Below are 16,127 nucleotides of genomic sequence, written 5' to 3'. Positions count from 1 at the left end.
CGCGCGTTCGATCTCATTCGCGTCTCGGCCCCGAAGGCCAGAAGGGCCACCTGATCACGAACGCGCTGGCGAGACCTTTTCTCCATCTCCTCTTTCCGACTCGCAGACCTCGGCGGGAAAGCCAACTATTGCTTTCGGGATTAGCTTGAGCCATTAGCCATCCCCCTAGTGAACTCTAGCGTTTTTCATTAGGCTGCTGCCTTGGTGACGCGCGCTTGATAATTGCGCTGTTGTGCCAGCACCGTCCAGGCGATCCGTGCCAGCTTGTTGGCCAGAGCCGCGGCGAAAACGTTACGGTGCAGGCGCTGAGCAGCGCGAGCGAGCCAGACCCCGAAGCTGTGCTTCGGCCAGCTCGTCGGTCGCAACAGAATGACCCGAGCTGCTTGTACGAAGAGCGTGCGTAAATATCCGTTGCCGCGCTTGGTGATGCATCCGAGGATGGTTCGGTCTCCGGTCGACATCTGCTTGGGGACGAGCCCGATCCATGCCGAAAAATCCCGCCCTCTAGCGAACGCCGCGCCGTTGCCGATCGCTGCAACCATCGCACTCGAGATGATCGGGCCGATGCCCGGCACGGTCATGACCCTTCGACAACCGTCATCACTCTTCGCCAATGTCTCGATCTCATCGGTCACCGGTTCAATTCGCTCATCGAGCTTCCGCCAGTCACTGGCAAGATCAGCGACGATGCGTACCATCCGTGGTGAGAGAACATCTGTGCGCTTGGCCAGGATGTCGGGCAGCGCCTGGCGAAGGAAGGGCAGTCCTTGCCGGATGATGATGCCGCGCTCCAGAAGAAAGCCGCGAATCTGGTTGATTACCGCGGTCCGTTCGCTGACGAGGCGAGACCGGACGCGGTGCAGCGCTTGCAGATCCAGTTGCTCATCGGTCTTGGCTGGAACAAAGCGTGTCGTCGGCCGCTGCACCGCCTCGGCTACGCTATGGGCATCTCGGAAATCGTTCTTGTGCCCCTGCCGAAACGGTTTCGCATATGCGGGCGGAACCTGCTTCACATCGTGGCCGAGCGCGGCAAGTTCACGAGCAACATAGTGTGTCGCCAAACCCGCTTCGATGCCAATGAGACAGGATGGCACGTTCGCAAGCCTCGATGCGATGCGTCCGCGTGAGACCTTCTCTCGCAACACGATGGCGCCGCGCGAATCGAGGCCAATCATGTGAAGCGTGTTCTTGCCCATATCCATTCCAATAGTAGTCACTGCGTGAAGGCTGGACGTGCGAGGCATGACGGCGCTCCTTCTCCTGACAAGCCCCCCGGCGCACTCTGAGTGCCATCGGGGGCGGGAGCGCGGCCGGTCCATCCCATTCGCGTCACTTAGTGCGACGCAGCGTAATGTCCGGAGTTGATGCCAAAGCGGCCTCGAAATCGACCGCCTTATTCGGTCGCTAATGACCAAACGCCGCCGTAGCGGACGTGGTGCCGGCTTGAGCTCTCGTGGTCAAGGTCGGCGCGGCGGCTGTGGCATATGGTGTTTTTTGAGAACCCCCTGAGTGCGCCGTCTTGCGCGAGCGCCCTTTGTTAGTGATACCCCGTAGGTCCGCGCGACGGGCCGGTCCTCGGCGCCAACTCCATAATCGGGGCTCTGGTCGACGCGTGCGGTCGCCGACTGCGACAAACCCGAGGCTAAAGATATGGCCGCTCTGCCGTTGATTGTCTTCGACGTCAATGAAACGCTCCTCGATCTTCAAACGATGGAGCCGACCTTCGAACGTATTTTTGGCGAGAAGGGGGCCATGCGGCTCTGGTTCGCCAATCTCATTATGTATTCCGTGGTCCTAACTCTAGCCGACTCGTACGTTCCATTCACCGATATCGGTTCCGCTGTGATGAAGATGTTGGCGGACACGCGCGGCTTTAAGATTAGCGACGACGACAAGACGGAACTTAAAGAGAAATTCTCGACGATGCCGCCGTATCCGGACGTGCTGGTAGCATTACCCAAGCTGCGTGCTGCAGGCTTCCGGTTGTTCACTCTCACGAATAACCTGATTGAGGTACAAGCTCGCCAGCTGGAACATGGCGGCATCGTCAATCTTTTCGAACGGCTCTTTAGCGTGGACAGCGTGAAGCGCCACAAGCCGGCACCCCAAGTTTACGCCCATGTAGAAAAGGAACTCGGCGTTGAGCCCTCGCAACTGTGTCTTATCGCCTGCCACACATGGGACACGCTTGGCGCCGTCGCGGCCGGCTGGGAAGCGGCGCTTGTCAAGAGAGTCGGCAATGATGTTTTGCCAGTCGGCCCACAGCCGCAGATCGTCGGTGATGATTTGACCGACGTTGCAGAGCAGCTCATTGCCCGGCACAGGGGGCGGGTCTAACTCTCCTTGTACTTGCAATCGCCAATGAAGTGATCGAATAAGCCCCAATTTGCTGCACTGCATATATCGGTTTGGCCCGTCGCGTCACTTAGTGCGACGCGGCGATATGTTTGCAATCGGGGCGCACCTTGACCCTGATCAGGTAAGGTCCGGCTTGAGTCGGCTCTGCAACAAGCACGGCCAGTCGGGGCCGACGGTGGGAACGCCGGGAACGGCTTCCAGTCGATCTCTTTTGGCAGAATCGATCTGAAAACGGCCTTGCCTGGCTGATGGGCTCGAACCACAGCGATCCTCTGCATCTGGACACGCTGCGCGACAGCAGGCGACCGAACCTCAGATCAACTTGGCATCCAACGTGATCGCCGCATTTCGCGAAATGGATGCAGCTCTGCCGGCCGCGGTTGACCAAAGAGTCTATCCCACGCGTCCAATCCTATCCCCATGACGCAGGAAAGATTTCCCTCAATATCGCGAAAACCCACAGCGCGTTGTAGCGCTGGGAGGTCCCCACAGAATGATCGGACAACCCCGCGACTGGCGACACCAGGGTTCATCGTCACGACCAGAAAGATCGCAGCCCGTGTCAAGGGCTGAACCACCGCCTGTGGAACGGCAGGCAACCCATCTTTTACTCGAGGTGGGGCTGATGGATCGGATTCCATCGGTGGTATCCCAATCCAGATGTGCGGAAATTCGTCCTATGCCATCAGGGAACGACCTGGTCGTCACGGTGAGCGTAACCGCACTCCGCGCGGGGTCATAGCAAAATCAACCAATACCAACCCGCTCGCATTTCTGCGCAGCTAACTCTTGGCGTCCTTGACACGGCTCATTACGTACCGAGGAGAAAACGAGGCTAGGAGAATTTACCGGCAGTGGCAGCCTCTTCATCAGGCGTGCTCCATGAACGCCAAACAGACCGACAAAGCTCGAGCCGAACAAGACCGGTTGCTTGACGAAGCGCTTGAAGAGACGTTTCCCGCAAGTGACCCGATCTCGATGCAACAGACCATCATCGTCGGGCGAGCCGAAAGGCCTCTTCTCGACGGGCCCTCACGCGAGAAGACGGAAAAAAGGTCATAGTGAGGATAATCTGCAGTGCCTCTGACGCCTTTACACGCTTGAGCCCCTAGTTTGAACCTACAGTTGAGGGGTTGCCATTTGACGCATCCGAAATAGACTTCGTCCTGGACGATAAGCCTCGATTTTTGAGGAGGCACCGATGTCCCAAACAGTCGCGGACGTCTTGGTTGGCGTGCTCGAGCAGATTGGGGTCAAGCATATTTTCGCATTGATCGGCGACTCTCTCAATCCGCTCGCCGATGCGGTCCGCCGCAGCGATATTGAATGGATCGGTGTCCGCCATGAGGAGGGAGCGGCGCTCGCAGCCACCGGCCAAGCCAAGCTAACTGGCCGGCTTGGTGTCTGTGCCGGCACGACGGGGCCTGGCAGCACTCATCTCGTCGCGGGCCTCTATGAGGCCAGCCGCGATCACGCGCCCGTTCTTGCGCTCTCCGGGGACATGCCGCGCAAACTGCACGGTACCGACTTCATCCAGACGACCGAACCCGATCTTTTGTTCCGTGACGTCTCGCTGTACACCGAAACCGTCTCCTCCCCCTCTCAGGCGCCGGCCGTCATTCATCAGGCGATCGCCGCCGCCTACGCCCGCCGTGGTGTCGCCCACCTGACACTCCCGCAAGATGTCATCGCGGCAAAGGCCGACGGCATCGTGTCGAGCGTCGCGACCTTGAAGCCCAAGTCCGAACTTGCAGCGAGTGCTGCAGACGTCACAGATATCGCCCGCCGGATCGACGGGGCCGACAGTATTGTGATCATGTGCGGGGCCGGATGCCACGGCGCTGCGGATGAACTCCGCGCGCTCTCCGACCGGCTCAAGGCACCGTTGATTCATTCGGTCAAGGGCAAGGACATCATGCCGTACGACGACCCGCGCTGGATGGGCGGCATCGGCATGATCGGCACCAAGGCCGTCTACAACGCGATCATGCACTGCGATCTGCTGCTGATGCTCGGCACCGACTATCCGTATTCGGAATTCCTCCCGCATAAAAGCTCTATCATCCAAATTGACGACAGGGCACACGTACTCGGACGGCGTGCGCCGACTGCACTTGGTATCGTCGGCTCGGTACGGCCGACTCTGAGATTGCTGCTCGATACGGTCACTGCCAAGAGCAACACTAAATTCTGGGACCAGGTCACCAAAGAGCGCCGCAAATGGGATGAGATGCTGGATAAACAAGCCGATCCGGCGCGCAGTAAGGATCGCATCCATCCGCAGGCGGTTGCGCGGGCGGTCAGCGACCTCGCCAAGCGCGATGCAGTGTTCGCATTCGACACCGGGCTCAACACCTTGTGGTCGGCCAATTGGATACGACAGAGCGGATCGCAGCGGATCATAGGCTCGTTCAACAACGCCGCAGTCGGAACGGCGCTTGGTCAAGCCAACGGCATCCAGGCGCTCGATCGCTCGCGCCAGGTCATTGCTCTTTGCGGCGACGGCGGCTTCAACATGCTGATGTGCGAGTTCCTTACCGCTGTGCACCACAAGCTGCCAGTGAAAGTCGTAGTCTATAACAATTCGGCCTTCGGGCTGATCTCGTTCGAAGCAGAGTCCGTGGGGTTACCCGCTTACAAGAAGGGCATTGAATTCCCCAATCCGGATTTCGCGGCACTCGCCCACGTTTGCGGCGGCTATGGATTCAGGGCGACGAAGCCTGGCGAACTGAAGACTGCGATCAGCGAGGCTTTCAAGGTGGACGGCCCCGCGATCATCGATGCCGTCGTGCCGGCCGACGAGATGCCCAACCTTCCGCATATCGACCTGGAGACGGTCGGCCATTTCGCCATGGCCAAGATAAAGGAAGCTGTGCTCACCGTCACTCGATCGTGACGCGAATGACAATCACCGAATAATCGCGATAGCCTCTCGCACGCTAGTCGAAGGATGAAATGTCTTGCGGACGGATCGTTCGCCATCTGAGGGCTGACAACCTCATCTGGGATTGCCATCTCAACGCCAAGCCCCAACGGCACATTCATCTCCCCTGGTAAATTGGTGGACGGCCTTCTGCCTCTGCTTTGCGGCCTTCCTTGAAATCCTCGCTTTTGTAAAGCGCCCGGTATTGCGTCTCCAGCTTCGATAAGGCTTCAGCTTCCGACAAATCAACCGCTTGGTGCGCGGAGGCGAGGGTGGCCTTGATTCCAAGCGGTCCGCAGGCAGCTATTTTTGTAGCCATTTCAATGCCGGCCTCCAGCGCCTGTTCGGCTGTCGGGGCAATCTTCTGCACCACACCCATACGGAATGCCTCTTCAGCGCTCCAGTGGTCGCCGGTCAACATGAAGCGCATTGCGTTCGCCCATCCTGCTTCACGTACGAATCGGACGGTCGCGCCGCCGCCCGGGAAACGACCATGCGTGTTCTCGTCTTGGCCAAACCGCGTATCGGCGGCAGCTATTCGTATATCGGCGACGAGGTGAAGCTCATGGCCCATATTCCACGTATCGCCGTGAACGACCACGACCAACGGCTTCGATAGGCCTTTTGCCTTAGGCAATGGGTCGATGATTTCCGCGTCCGTAAGAAGCGGTTGCTCGGATGTCGCCAGAGCTTGAAAGGCGTCGACGTCGATGCCTCGGGAGAAATTATCGCCGTGTCCAAACAGAACTGCAGCACGTAGCGATGAATCGTGCTCGTACTGGTAGTACGCCTTCGCTAGTCCGAGGTATGTTTCTGGATCGATTCGGTTCTGGATATTGGGCCGATTGATCCCAATCAGAACGATCTGCCCCCGGCGTTTGACAGTAACCTTGCTGGTAACGCTAGGTGCTACGTCAACCATCTTCACCTCCTTGATCGCACTGCGAGACGGACCGCTGCTCTCAGTTTCTCCGGACTGAACGCGGGTGGCTAGGCCTGACCATGTTGAGAAACCAGCGGCCGCGACTGCTGCTGCCTTCAATAAATTACGACGTCCGATCAGCAATCCGTTCCCTGGCATGAACCTTCGTGTCGCCTCTTAGTGCAAGACTTCGACCGCCAGCGCGATACCTTGGCCGCCGCCGATGCAAAGCGTAACCAGACCGCGGGTGAGGCCGTCCCGGCGCATCGAGTGGATGAGTTTCGTGGTGAGCACCGCGCCCGTTGCACCGATCGGGTGGCCATGCGCAACGGCGCCACCTTCGACATTGACGATGTCGTCGGGTAATCCGAGCTCGCGGGCAACTACGATCGCGATGGCCGCGAACGCCTCATTGATCTCAGCGCGCTCCACCGAGCCGACGTCCCAGCCGGCGCGCTGCAACGCCTGCTTCACTGCCGGGACTGGTCCAAGGCCGAACATGCCGGGCTCGACCGCCGCAATGCCGTAGGAGACGAGGCGCGCCGTCGCGGTGAGGCCATGTTTCTCCGCCCAGGTCGCGTCCGCCAGCACCATTGCGGCGGCAGCGTCGTTTAACCCGGGCGCATTGCCTGCGGTGATCGTGCCGTTCGGCCGAAACGCCGGCTTGAGTCGCGCGAGCGATTCGAGGGTGGCGTCGGGCCGATTGCCCTCGTCCTTGTCAAACTGCGTCGTTCCTTTCTTGCCAGGCACTTCCACCGGTACGATCTGCGCCTTGAAATGACCGGCCGCCTGCGCGCTGGCGAAGCGCTGCTGTGACCGCAATGCCCAGCGGTCCTGCGCTTCGCGGGTGACCTGGTACTTCTCAACCAGATCCTCTGTGTGCCAACCGGAATGAGCGTCCGAAAAAGCATCGTTCAACCCGTCGCGCAGCACGCTGTCGTAGAGCGCGCCGTCGCCCATGCGGTAACCCCAGCGGCCGCGGGCGACGAGGTAGGGCGCTAGATCCATGCTCTCCATGCCGCCTGCTGCAGCAACTTCGATGTTACCGAGCGCGATCTCCTGCGCCGCCGAGACGATGGCCTGCGCACCCGAGCCGCAGACCCGGTTGACGGTGAACGCCGGCGTCGTAACCGGCAGACCCGCATGGACAGCAGCTTGACGGGCCGGATTCATCTTGGCACCCGCCTGCACAACATTGCCCATGACTACCGTTTCAATTTCATCGGAGCGAAGCTTTGCGCGCGCGACCGCGGCGCCGATCGCTACGGCACCGAGATTGGCCGCTGGCACGTCCTTGAGGCTGCCCCCAAAGGTGCCGATCGCTGTGCGAACCGGTTCCGCGAAAACAACTGAACGCTGCGACGTCATGGCAAACCTCCACAGAGCTTCAGGTCGACATGCGGGAGGCGCTCGCTTCCTCACCGCACTCTTATCAGCGAAGCGCGTTAATCGCTTTGCCCTTGCTTACTCAAATCATCGACCGGTAAATGCCGGCGCACGTTTTTCCACGAACGCTCGCGCCGCTTCCCGATGGTCATCGGTGCGGCCGGTCTCGATTTGGCGGCGGGCCTCGAGGTCGAGAAGTTGAGCGAGCGTGCCGTTTTCCGCAGCGTTGAAATTTTGCTTCATCAGAGCGAGCGCGATGCGCGGGCCGCGGGCGAGCTTCCGGGCAAGCTGCATCGTGGCCCCGACGAGATCGGCGTCCGGGACAACCCGATTGACCACGCCGAGCGCGAGCGCCTGCGCGGCATCGAGCGGCTCAGCGGTGTAGTAGAGCTCGCGTGCTTTGCCCGTGCCGACAAGCTTTGAGAGAAAATAACTGCCGCCAAAGTCACCGGAAAACCCAATGTTGGCGAAAGCGGTCACGAAACGCGCTGATTGTCCGGCGATGCGCAGATCGCAGGCCAGCGCCAACGACATGCCGGCGCCAGCGGCGGGTCCGTTCACCATGGCGATCGTGGGCTTGGGAATTTCGTGCAACAGCCGTGACACTTCCATCCGGCCGCGCAGATGGGTCACGGCCTCTTCCATGCTGCGCTCCGTCCGGCCCTCGGCCATACTCTTGACATCGCCGCCCGCACAGAAGGCGCGACCGGCGCCCGTCAGTACAATGGCGCCGACCGCTGCATCGAGCGCTAATCGAGGCAACGCATCGAGCAACCCCTCCATGATCGGCGTCGAAAGAGCATTGAGCCGCTCAGGCCTGTTGAGAGTCAGTGTCGCGACGCCTTCCGAGGTCGCCTCGATAATATCCTGTTCCATAGGGGTACTCCCGCCAGCTACTTCGCGCCGTCCACCGCACGTACCGAGGCGCCCGCCGCAGTGGGCAAGCGGTCGCGTTCGTTCGCGCCCGGGCCAAAATGCACGTGCACCTCTTTCGGAGACAGCGGCTGCCCGCACTCAGAGCAGGTCGTTACCGGATCGAACATTTTTCCGCAGAGCTTGTGCTCATAGAGTCGAGGGCGCCCACGCTCGTCGACCATATGGACGTCGCCCCAATGCACAATCGCCATGATGATCGGATATAGATCGAGCCCCTTCTGGGTCAGGATGTATTCGTGGCGCTTGGGCCGCGCCTGGTAGGGAACGCGCCGTAGCACGCCGTGGCGCACCAGCTTCTTGAGCCGATCAGCCAGCACGCCGCGCGTCAACCCGAGCCGCGCTTGGAAGTCCTCAAAGCGTCTCACGCGCAGGAAGCAATCTCGCAGCACGAGCAGGCTCCACCTGTCGCCAATGACCGCCACGGTTCGGGCGACCGAACACTGCTCCTCTTCCAACGAGTTCCACTTCATCTCGAGCTCCAAATCCGTCCGAGGCACGTCGTGTGGCCAAACCACCGGGTGACGCAATCTCTGGCAGATTCGTTACATTCTTTCTTTCCAACTTGGTTTAGTACTTATATAGAACTTACTGTAGTCTATCGTAACAGCGACCGGAATGCAACCGGCCTGTTAATCGGCACGTCCTGCGTCATTATTATTTCCTATTGACAGTTCGAAAAACGAACTATATGGGTTTAACAGATTCAGACGCTGCGAGCTGGCGGCGGATGCTGCGCTAGACCGATGAGGGCGGGCGATTTGCCGCCGCGATCGCGGGACAACATGAACGGAGGTCAGAGATGGAGCCGGTCAAGGTCGAATTCATGTTCGACTTCGGAAGTCCGAACGCTTATCTGGCCGAACGGATCATTCCCGATATCGAGCAGCGTACCGGCGTCAAATTCCAATACGTGCCGGTTCTGCTCGGCGGCATCTACAAGCTCACCAACAACCGTTCACCCGCTGAATCTCTTGCCGGCATCAAGAACAAACCGGAATTCATGGAGCTTGAGACGCAGCGTTTCATCCGCCGCCACAACATCGCGACTTTCCGCAAAAACCCATTCTTTCCAGTGAATACGTTGCAACTGATGCGCGGCGCGGTCGCTGCGCAGTTCGAAGGCATTTTCGATCCCTATTTCCGCGCTGCCTATCACCACATGTGGGAAGCGCCGAAGAAGATGGACGACCCGCAGGTCGCGCGCGAGGCTTTCGTCTCGTCGCACATCGATTTCGACCGGTTGTTGGCCCGATCCCAGCAGCCGGACGTGAAGAACCGACTGCTTGAGCTGACCCAGGACGCCGTTGATCGCGGTGCGTTCGGTTCGCCGACCTTCTTCGTCGGCAAGGATATGTTCTTTGGCAAGGATCAGCTGCGCGACGTGGAGGAAGCCATCGTCGAGGCCGGCGCGCCAGCGACAAAGGAACGTCAACAAGCGCGCGCTTGAGATCGCGATAGCGACCGTCCAGGGACGGGAGGACCCTTTGACGAAAGTAATCGATGCAATGTCCGCGACGGACATTCTTGTCGGGCTTCCGAAGCGAATACATGAGGTCATCGCCGCTCATGTTACCGCGAGGCCGGACCATGCAGCCTTCGTTGAAGATGGTAGCGTCTGGAGCTATCGCGCGTTCGCCGACACAGTGGATGCCGTTGCCGCGGATTTCGCGCGCCTGAAGATCAGGCCCGGAGATCGCGTGTTGCTGGCAAGCGAGAATTCCGTAGCGCTCGCCGCCTTCGTGTTTGCTTGCAGCAAGCTCGATGCCTGGGCGGTCGTGGCAAACCCGCGCTTGTCGCCGCGGGAGCTTGATGAAATCCACTGTCATAGCGGCGCGCGGCGCATTCTCATCGCTACCGATATTTCGAAGGAAGCGGCCGGGCACGCGGCGCGTCTAAACGCCGAGCGCAGCAAGGTTGGTCCGTTCGCTGGGATCGGTGTAGGGCCCCTGAACGAGGCGGCGCAGCTGGAACGTGTTGAAGCGGACGCAGGTCGACAGGTTGCCGCGCTGATGTACACCTCGGGTACCACAGGCCAACCAAAAGGTGTGATGCTCAGTCATCGTAACGTACTGTACGCCGCCCGAACGTCTAACCTGCTGCGCGGCACCGCTCCTGATGATCGAATCTATGCGGTGCTGCCAATGTCGCACATCGTCGGATTTTCGGTTCTTCTCGTCGCTACCATGATGGCGGGTGCAACGGTGCATGTCGTGCCGAAATATGATGCCGCCGCGCTGGCAAAGGCGATCGCCAAAGAGGGCATTACGTTTTTGTTTGGCGTGCCCGCGACCTATCAACGGCTTCTCGAATTCAAGGCCATCAAGGGTATTGCTCGGCTCGAACGCGGGCGTGTGCGCCGGATGCTCGTCGCCGGTGCTCCCCTCGATCTAAACCTGAAGGCGCGCATCGAGCAGGAATTTGGCCAACCACTGCTCAACAATTACGGTATCACCGAATGTTCGCCGGGCCTCACCGGCGTGCGCGCGGATGCGCCGCGGAGCGATGACTCAGTCGGAACGTTTCTTCCAGGCATCGAATATAGGCTGTTGAACTTCAACGGCAAGCCCGTTCCGAAAGGCGAAGTCGGCGAACTGCACGTGCGTGGCCCGAACGGGATGCTCGGTTACTACCGTGCGCCAGATCTGACAGCGCGGGTGATTGATTCAGAGGGTTGGTTCAACACTGGCGATCTCGCCCGCCTTGACGGCGACCATCTTTTCATCGCCGGGCGCTCTAAGGAATTGATCATTCGCTCCGGCTTCAACGTTTATCCGGCCGAAGTCGAGGCGGTGCTGAATTCGCATGAGATGGTGGTGCAGTCCGCCGTCATTGGGCGAGCCGTCAGCGGTAACGAGGAAGTTGTCGCCTTTGTCCAATTGCTACCGGGTGCCACGATCGGCGCCGAGGAGTTGATGGAATATGCCGGTCGGCAGCTCACATCGTATAAGCGCCCTTGCGAGATCGTATTGCTCGATACGCTGCCAGCGGCGTCCACGGGAAAAATCCTAAAGCACAAATTGTGGGAGGCCGCACACGCCGCAACCGCGCGTGCCCACGCGCCGCCAGCGACGGTGCCTGTGCGCACCACGGCGTGAGTAGCGCCGGATCACCTCGCGGCGTTTGCGAGTGAAGGAGACGAATGGTGACTGCGAGAAACCAAGCGGTGGCCGTGATCGGTGCCGGCGACTTTATCGGCTCCGAGATCGCGAAGCGATTCGCCGCAGAAGGCTTCACCCTGTTCGTCGGCCGGCGCAACGGCGACAAGCTCACGCCGTTGGTCAAGGAGATCACCGCCGCAGGCGGTGCCGTCTTCGCGCGCTCGCTCGATGCGCGCAAGGAGGAGGAGGTCGTCGCCTTCCTGTCGGATGCCGACAAGCAGGCGCCGCTCGAAGTCTGCGTCTTCAACATCGGCGCGAATGTGAACTTCCCTCTGCTCGACACCACCGAACGCGTATTCCGCAAAGTGTGGGAGATGGCCTGCTATTCCGGCTTCCTTGCCGGGCGCGAGGCGGCGCGCCTGATGTTGCCCCATGGCCGCGGCAGTATTTTCTTCACTGGCGCCACCGCGAGCCTCCGTGGTGGTATCGGATTCGCGGCGTTCGCCAGCGCCAAGTTCGGCTTGCGCGCGGTGGCGCAGGCCGCGGCACGCGAATTATGGCCGAAGAACATCCATGTCGCGCATCTCATTATCGATTCCGGTGTGAACACCGCGTGGGTGAAGGAGCGGATCAAAGAACGCGAAGGTCAGGCCGCGCTCGACAATCTCGATCCGAACCGGCTGATGCCGCCGGCGTCGGTTGCCGAGGCCTATTGGCAGCTCTATCAGCAGCCGCGCAGCGCATGGGTGTTCGAGCAGGAAATTCGTCCGTTTGGTGAAAAGTGGTGACGCCGTTCGAGGACGTCGGAGTCAAACAACAACACGCGTCACGAGGCAGGAGGAGCGGCTCATGGAGTTGAATCTGTCGAAGGAGGACGCGGCGTTTCGTGATGAGGTGCGCAGCTTCATTGCCGAGAAATATCCGGCCGAGATGCGGGTGGCCAATCCCGAGATTGACCTGACGAAGGAGCAATCACTGCTCTGGCATCGTATTCTTTACAAGAAGGGCTGGATCGCTCCATCGTGGCCCAAGGAATACGGCGGCCCCGGCTGGACCATCGCGCAGCGCTATATTTTCGAGCAGGAGACGTCGCGCGCCGGCACGCTGCCCCCATTGCCCTTCGGCGTCACCATGGTGGGGCCGGTGATCTACACCTTCGGCAACGACGCCCAAAAAGAGAAGTTTCTGCCGCGCATCCTCTCCGGCGACGACTGGTGGTGCCAGGGCTATTCCGAGCCGGGCGCGGGCTCCGATCTCGCGTCATTGCGCACCAAGGCGGTGCGTGACGGCGACCACTACATCGTAAATGGTCACAAGACCTGGACCACACTGGCGCAGCACGCCGACTGGATATTCTGCCTGGTCCGCACAGATCCGCAGGCCAAAGCCCAGTCGGGCATCTCGTTTCTGCTCATTGACATGAACACGGCCGGCGTCACCGTGCGGCCGATCATCACCATCGACGGCAGCCACGAGGTCAACGACGTGTTTCTCGAAGACGTTCGCGTGCCGGTGGACAACCTGATCGGCGAGGAAAACAAAGGTTGGACCTACGCCAAGTTCCTGCTCGGCAACGAGCGCACCAGCATGGCGGGCACAGGCCATTCCAAACGCCGGCTCCAAGGACTCAAGGCTATCGTGCGCGCCGAAATTGCTCCCGACGATTCGGCGGGGTGCGACTTGGCAAAGGACATCGCCAAGGCCGAGATCGACCTGATGGCCCTGGAAGCGACGGAAGCGCGAATGATCTCGCAATTATCGCGCGGCAAGGATCCGGGCCCGGCAGCCTCGCTCCTGAAAATCCGCGGCACCGAGATTCACCAGCGGATTGCGGATCTGACTCACCGCGCGATCGGCCAGTACGGGCTCGCGCTGCGGGAGCATCCCGCCGGCGGCAACGCGTTCGTGCCGGGACCGTCATATGGGCATACCGCGACCGAAAAATATCTCAACACCCGCAAACTATCGATCTACGGCGGCTCCAACGAAATCCAACGCAACATCATCGCTAAGGCAGTGCTGGGTCTGTGAGAGAGCAGAGGAGGCCGCAATGGACATCGAATTTACCGAAGAGCAGCGCATCCTTAAGGACAGCGTCGAGCGGATGCTGCGGACGAGTTACGATTTTGACAGACGTCGCGCGATCATTGCCAGTGAGGAAGGTTGGAGTGAGTCGCATTGGCAGGAATTCGCCGATATGGGTTTGCTCGCTGCGCCATTTTCCGAGGAGGCGGGCGGGCTCGGCGGCGGGCCGATCGCCGCCATGATCATCATGGAGGCGTTCGGCCGCCATCTCGTGGTCGAGCCTTATTTCGAGACGGTGGTGCTGGCCGGTGGCCTGATCGAGGCGCTCGGCTCGGAGCTGCAGCGCCACGACCTCCTCGCCGGCATCATCTCGGGCAGAAGCATTTGGGCGCTGGCGCTACTGGAAGCCCGGTCGGGCCAAGATCTCAGCGCAGTGTCGACAACGGCCGAACGCCAGGCGGACGGCTACGTGCTGCGCGGCGCCAAGGCGGTCGTGGTCGCGGCTCCTTGGGCTGACAAATTGATCGTTTCCGCTCGGACATCCGGAACTCAGAACGATCGTGAGGGCGTCACTCTTTTCATCGTCGATAGCCACGCACCCAACGTGCACCTCCAAGGCTTCAAGACGCTTGACGGCCGTCGTGCCGCGGAGATCAAGCTCGAGGGCGTGCGCGTGCCGCCCGGGAATTTGTTGGGGCGCGAAGGCGCGGCGATTGAGGCGCTGGAGAGCTGCCGGGAGCGGGCGATTGCCGCGCAGTGCGCGGAGGCGATCGGCGCGATGACGGAATTGAACAAGGCCACGCTGGAATACACGAAGACGCGCAAACAGTTCGGCGTGCCGCTCAGCTCGTTCCAGGTGCTCCAGCATCGCCTGGTCGACATGTTCATTGCGCAGGAGGAGGCGACCGCGATTACGTACGCCTTGAATGCCACGCTAGTGCAGGGCGGCGACAACACCGCCAAGCTCGCGTCGGCGGCGAAGGCGAAGGTTGGAGAGGCCGGACGCTACGTGGGCGAGCAAGCGGTGCAGCTGCACGGCGGAATGGGCATGAGCAACGAACTCAAGGTCGGCCATTACCTGAAGCGGCTGGTGGCCATCAATATCCAATATGGCGACCCGGCCTTCCACACCCGGCGCTGCGCCGAGGATGTGTTCGCACCGGCATCTTCGATTCAGGAAGCGACAGCAATTGCCGCCGATCTCTCGGCAGACGCCGCATGACCTGATGCAAAACCGGAGGGATAGTCACATGACCGAGGCCGTAATTGTGTCAACCGCCCGCACGCCGATCGGAAAGGCCTATCGCGGCGCTCTAAATAACACCGAAGGTCCGACCATGGCCGGGCATGTCATCGGAGAAGCCGTCAGGCGCGCGAAGGTCGCACCGGGCGAGGTCGAGGACGTCGTCATGGGCTGCGCCATGCAGCAGGGTACCACGGTAATGAATGTCGCGCGTAAGGGCGCGATCCGCGCCGGATTGCCAGTGACGGTCGCCGGCACAACGATCGATCGGCAATGCGCCTCGGGCCTGCAGGCGATTGCTGTCGCTGCGCGTTCGGTAATTTTCGACGGCGTGAAAGTTGCCGTTGCCGGCGGCATCGAGTCGATCAGTCTCGTGCAGAACGAGCACATGAACATGTTTCACGCCGTCGACGACGAACTCATGGCGATGAAGCCCGAGATCTATATGTCGATGCTCGAGACCGCCGAGGTGGTCGCAGAACGCTACAAGATTTCGCGCGAACGGCAGGATGAGTACAGCCTCGAATGCCAGCGCCGTACCGCATCCGCCCTTCAGGGCCGCCGCTTCAGCGACGAGCTCGTTTCGATAACCACAAAGATGGCTGTTGTAGATAAACAGACCAAGCAGATCTCCCTGCGCGACGTCACGCTTGAGCAGGACGAGGGTCCACGCCCGGAGACCACGGCCGAAGGGCTTGCCAAGATCAAGCCGGTGTTCGAGGGCAAAACCATCACCGCCGGCAACGCGAGCCAGCTTTCCGACGGGGCGTCCGCCTGCGTAATCATGAGCGACGCGCTCGCCGCGCAGAAGGGGCTGAATCCGCTCGGCATTTTCCGCGGCTTTGTTGCGGCCGGCGTCGAGCCTGACGAAATGGGTGTAGGGCCGGTCGTCGCGGTTCCGCGGCTCCTTGAGCGGCACGGCCTGAAGATCGACGACATCGATCTCTGGGAGCTGAACGAAGCTTATGCGGTGCAGGTCATCTATTGCCGCGACAAGCTAGGCATCGATCCGGCAAAGCTCAACGTCAACGGCGGCTCGATCTCGATGGGCCATCCCTATGGGATGACCGGCGCGCGACTTGCCGGCCACATCTTGATCGAGGGCCGTCGGCGCAGGGCGAAGTATGGAGTCGTGACGATGTGCATCGGCGGCGGCATGGGCGCTGCCGGTTTGTTCGAGATCGTCCACTGAGCTGGAAATAGCAAAACCGCAAGCACCAACTCGAATTTCGCATG

14 protein-coding genes and 1 pseudogene are annotated in these 16,127 nt (G+C 60.6%); 9 read left to right on the top strand and 6 right to left on the bottom strand.

What is annotated here, in order from left to right; genetic code table 11:
- Positions 1-188: 188 nt before the first annotated feature.
- On the bottom strand, positions 189-1,244 hold the full coding sequence (locus ABSB13_RS10305) for an IS110 family RNA-guided transposase (RefSeq protein ID WP_428107904.1): 1,056 nt from the start codon (positions 1,242-1,244) through the stop codon (positions 189-191).
- 406 nt (positions 1,245-1,650) lie between these two features.
- Between ABSB13_RS10305 and ABSB13_RS10300 the strand changes: the two genes are divergently transcribed.
- Positions 1,651-2,337: a haloacid dehalogenase type II gene (locus ABSB13_RS10300; protein ID WP_428107903.1), complete on the top strand. Its 687-nt coding sequence runs from the start codon at positions 1,651-1,653 to the stop codon at positions 2,335-2,337.
- A 368-nt stretch (positions 2,338-2,705) separates the two neighbouring features.
- Here ABSB13_RS10300 and ABSB13_RS10295 read toward each other — a convergent pair.
- Positions 2,706-2,999 (bottom strand): annotated as a pseudogene (locus ABSB13_RS10295) (Dyp-type peroxidase domain-containing protein); the annotation flags it as partial.
- A gap of 241 nt (positions 3,000-3,240) precedes the next feature.
- On the opposite strand from ABSB13_RS10295, the gene ABSB13_RS10290 reads away from it, so the two are divergent.
- Together ABSB13_RS10290 and ABSB13_RS10285 are read left to right on the top strand one after the other, a co-directional pair.
- Positions 3,241-3,420: a hypothetical protein gene (locus tag ABSB13_RS10290; protein WP_428107901.1), complete on the top strand. Its 180-nt coding sequence runs from the start codon at positions 3,241-3,243 to the stop codon at positions 3,418-3,420.
- A 139-nt stretch (positions 3,421-3,559) separates the two neighbouring features.
- Complete coding sequence (locus ABSB13_RS10285) at positions 3,560-5,254, top strand: thiamine pyrophosphate-binding protein (RefSeq protein WP_428107900.1); 1,695 nt, start codon at positions 3,560-3,562, stop codon at positions 5,252-5,254.
- A 145-nt stretch (positions 5,255-5,399) separates the two neighbouring features.
- Here ABSB13_RS10285 and ABSB13_RS10280 read toward each other — a convergent pair whose 3' ends face one another.
- The 4 genes from ABSB13_RS10280 to ABSB13_RS10265 all read right to left on the bottom strand — a co-directional run bounded on the left by ABSB13_RS10280 (position 5,400) and on the right by ABSB13_RS10265 (position 8,995).
- Positions 5,400-6,203 (bottom strand): crotonase/enoyl-CoA hydratase family protein, encoded by an 804-nt coding sequence (locus ABSB13_RS10280; protein WP_428107899.1) that lies wholly within the window; start codon positions 6,201-6,203, stop codon positions 5,400-5,402.
- Between the two features lie 177 nt (positions 6,204-6,380).
- Entirely contained in the window at positions 6,381-7,571 is a 1,191-nt protein-coding gene (locus tag ABSB13_RS10275) for a thiolase family protein (RefSeq protein WP_428107897.1), read from the bottom strand.
- Positions 7,572-7,676: 105 nt separating this feature from the next.
- On the bottom strand, positions 7,677-8,465 hold the full coding sequence (locus tag ABSB13_RS10270) for an enoyl-CoA hydratase (protein ID WP_428107896.1): 789 nt from the start codon (positions 8,463-8,465) through the stop codon (positions 7,677-7,679).
- A 17-nt stretch (positions 8,466-8,482) separates the two neighbouring features.
- Positions 8,483-8,995 carry a winged helix-turn-helix transcriptional regulator gene (locus ABSB13_RS10265; RefSeq protein WP_428107895.1) on the bottom strand — a complete coding sequence of 171 codons (513 nt, stop codon included), beginning with the start codon at positions 8,993-8,995 and terminating at the stop codon, positions 8,483-8,485.
- Positions 8,996-9,324: 329 nt separating this feature from the next.
- On the opposite strand from ABSB13_RS10265, the gene ABSB13_RS10260 reads away from it, so the two are divergent.
- The 6 genes from ABSB13_RS10260 (at position 9,325) to ABSB13_RS10235 (ending at position 16,083) form a co-directional block, all read left to right on the top strand.
- Complete coding sequence (locus tag ABSB13_RS10260; RefSeq protein WP_428107893.1) at positions 9,325-9,972, top strand: 2-hydroxychromene-2-carboxylate isomerase; 648 nt, start codon at positions 9,325-9,327, stop codon at positions 9,970-9,972.
- A 37-nt stretch (positions 9,973-10,009) separates the two neighbouring features.
- Positions 10,010-11,620, top strand: a complete 1,611-nt coding sequence (locus ABSB13_RS10255; RefSeq protein ID WP_428107892.1) for a class I adenylate-forming enzyme family protein — start codon at positions 10,010-10,012, stop codon at positions 11,618-11,620.
- Positions 11,621-11,664: 44 nt separating this feature from the next.
- Positions 11,665-12,411 (top strand): SDR family NAD(P)-dependent oxidoreductase, encoded by a 747-nt coding sequence (locus ABSB13_RS10250; protein ID WP_428107891.1) that lies wholly within the window; start codon positions 11,665-11,667, stop codon positions 12,409-12,411.
- A gap of 61 nt (positions 12,412-12,472) precedes the next feature.
- Positions 12,473-13,654 (top strand): acyl-CoA dehydrogenase family protein, encoded by a 1,182-nt coding sequence (locus ABSB13_RS10245; protein ID WP_428107890.1) that lies wholly within the window; start codon positions 12,473-12,475, stop codon positions 13,652-13,654.
- 19 nt (positions 13,655-13,673) lie between these two features.
- The gene (locus tag ABSB13_RS10240; RefSeq protein ID WP_428107888.1) at positions 13,674-14,870 is read left to right on the top strand and encodes an acyl-CoA dehydrogenase family protein; all 1,197 of its coding nucleotides are present in this window, start codon (positions 13,674-13,676) and stop codon (positions 14,868-14,870) included.
- Positions 14,871-14,898: 28 nt separating this feature from the next.
- On the top strand, positions 14,899-16,083 hold the full coding sequence (locus ABSB13_RS10235; RefSeq protein ID WP_428107887.1) for an acetyl-CoA C-acyltransferase: 1,185 nt from the start codon (positions 14,899-14,901) through the stop codon (positions 16,081-16,083).
- Positions 16,084-16,127 lie beyond the last annotated feature (44 nt).

Origin of the sequence: Binatus sp. (SeqCode), from assembly GCF_050013435.1 — a bacterium.
Lineage (GTDB): Bacteria > Desulfobacterota > Binatia > Binatales > Binataceae > Binatus.
Note: the sequence above shows the minus strand (reverse complement) of the source record. Positions and strands in the feature narration are given on the sequence as shown.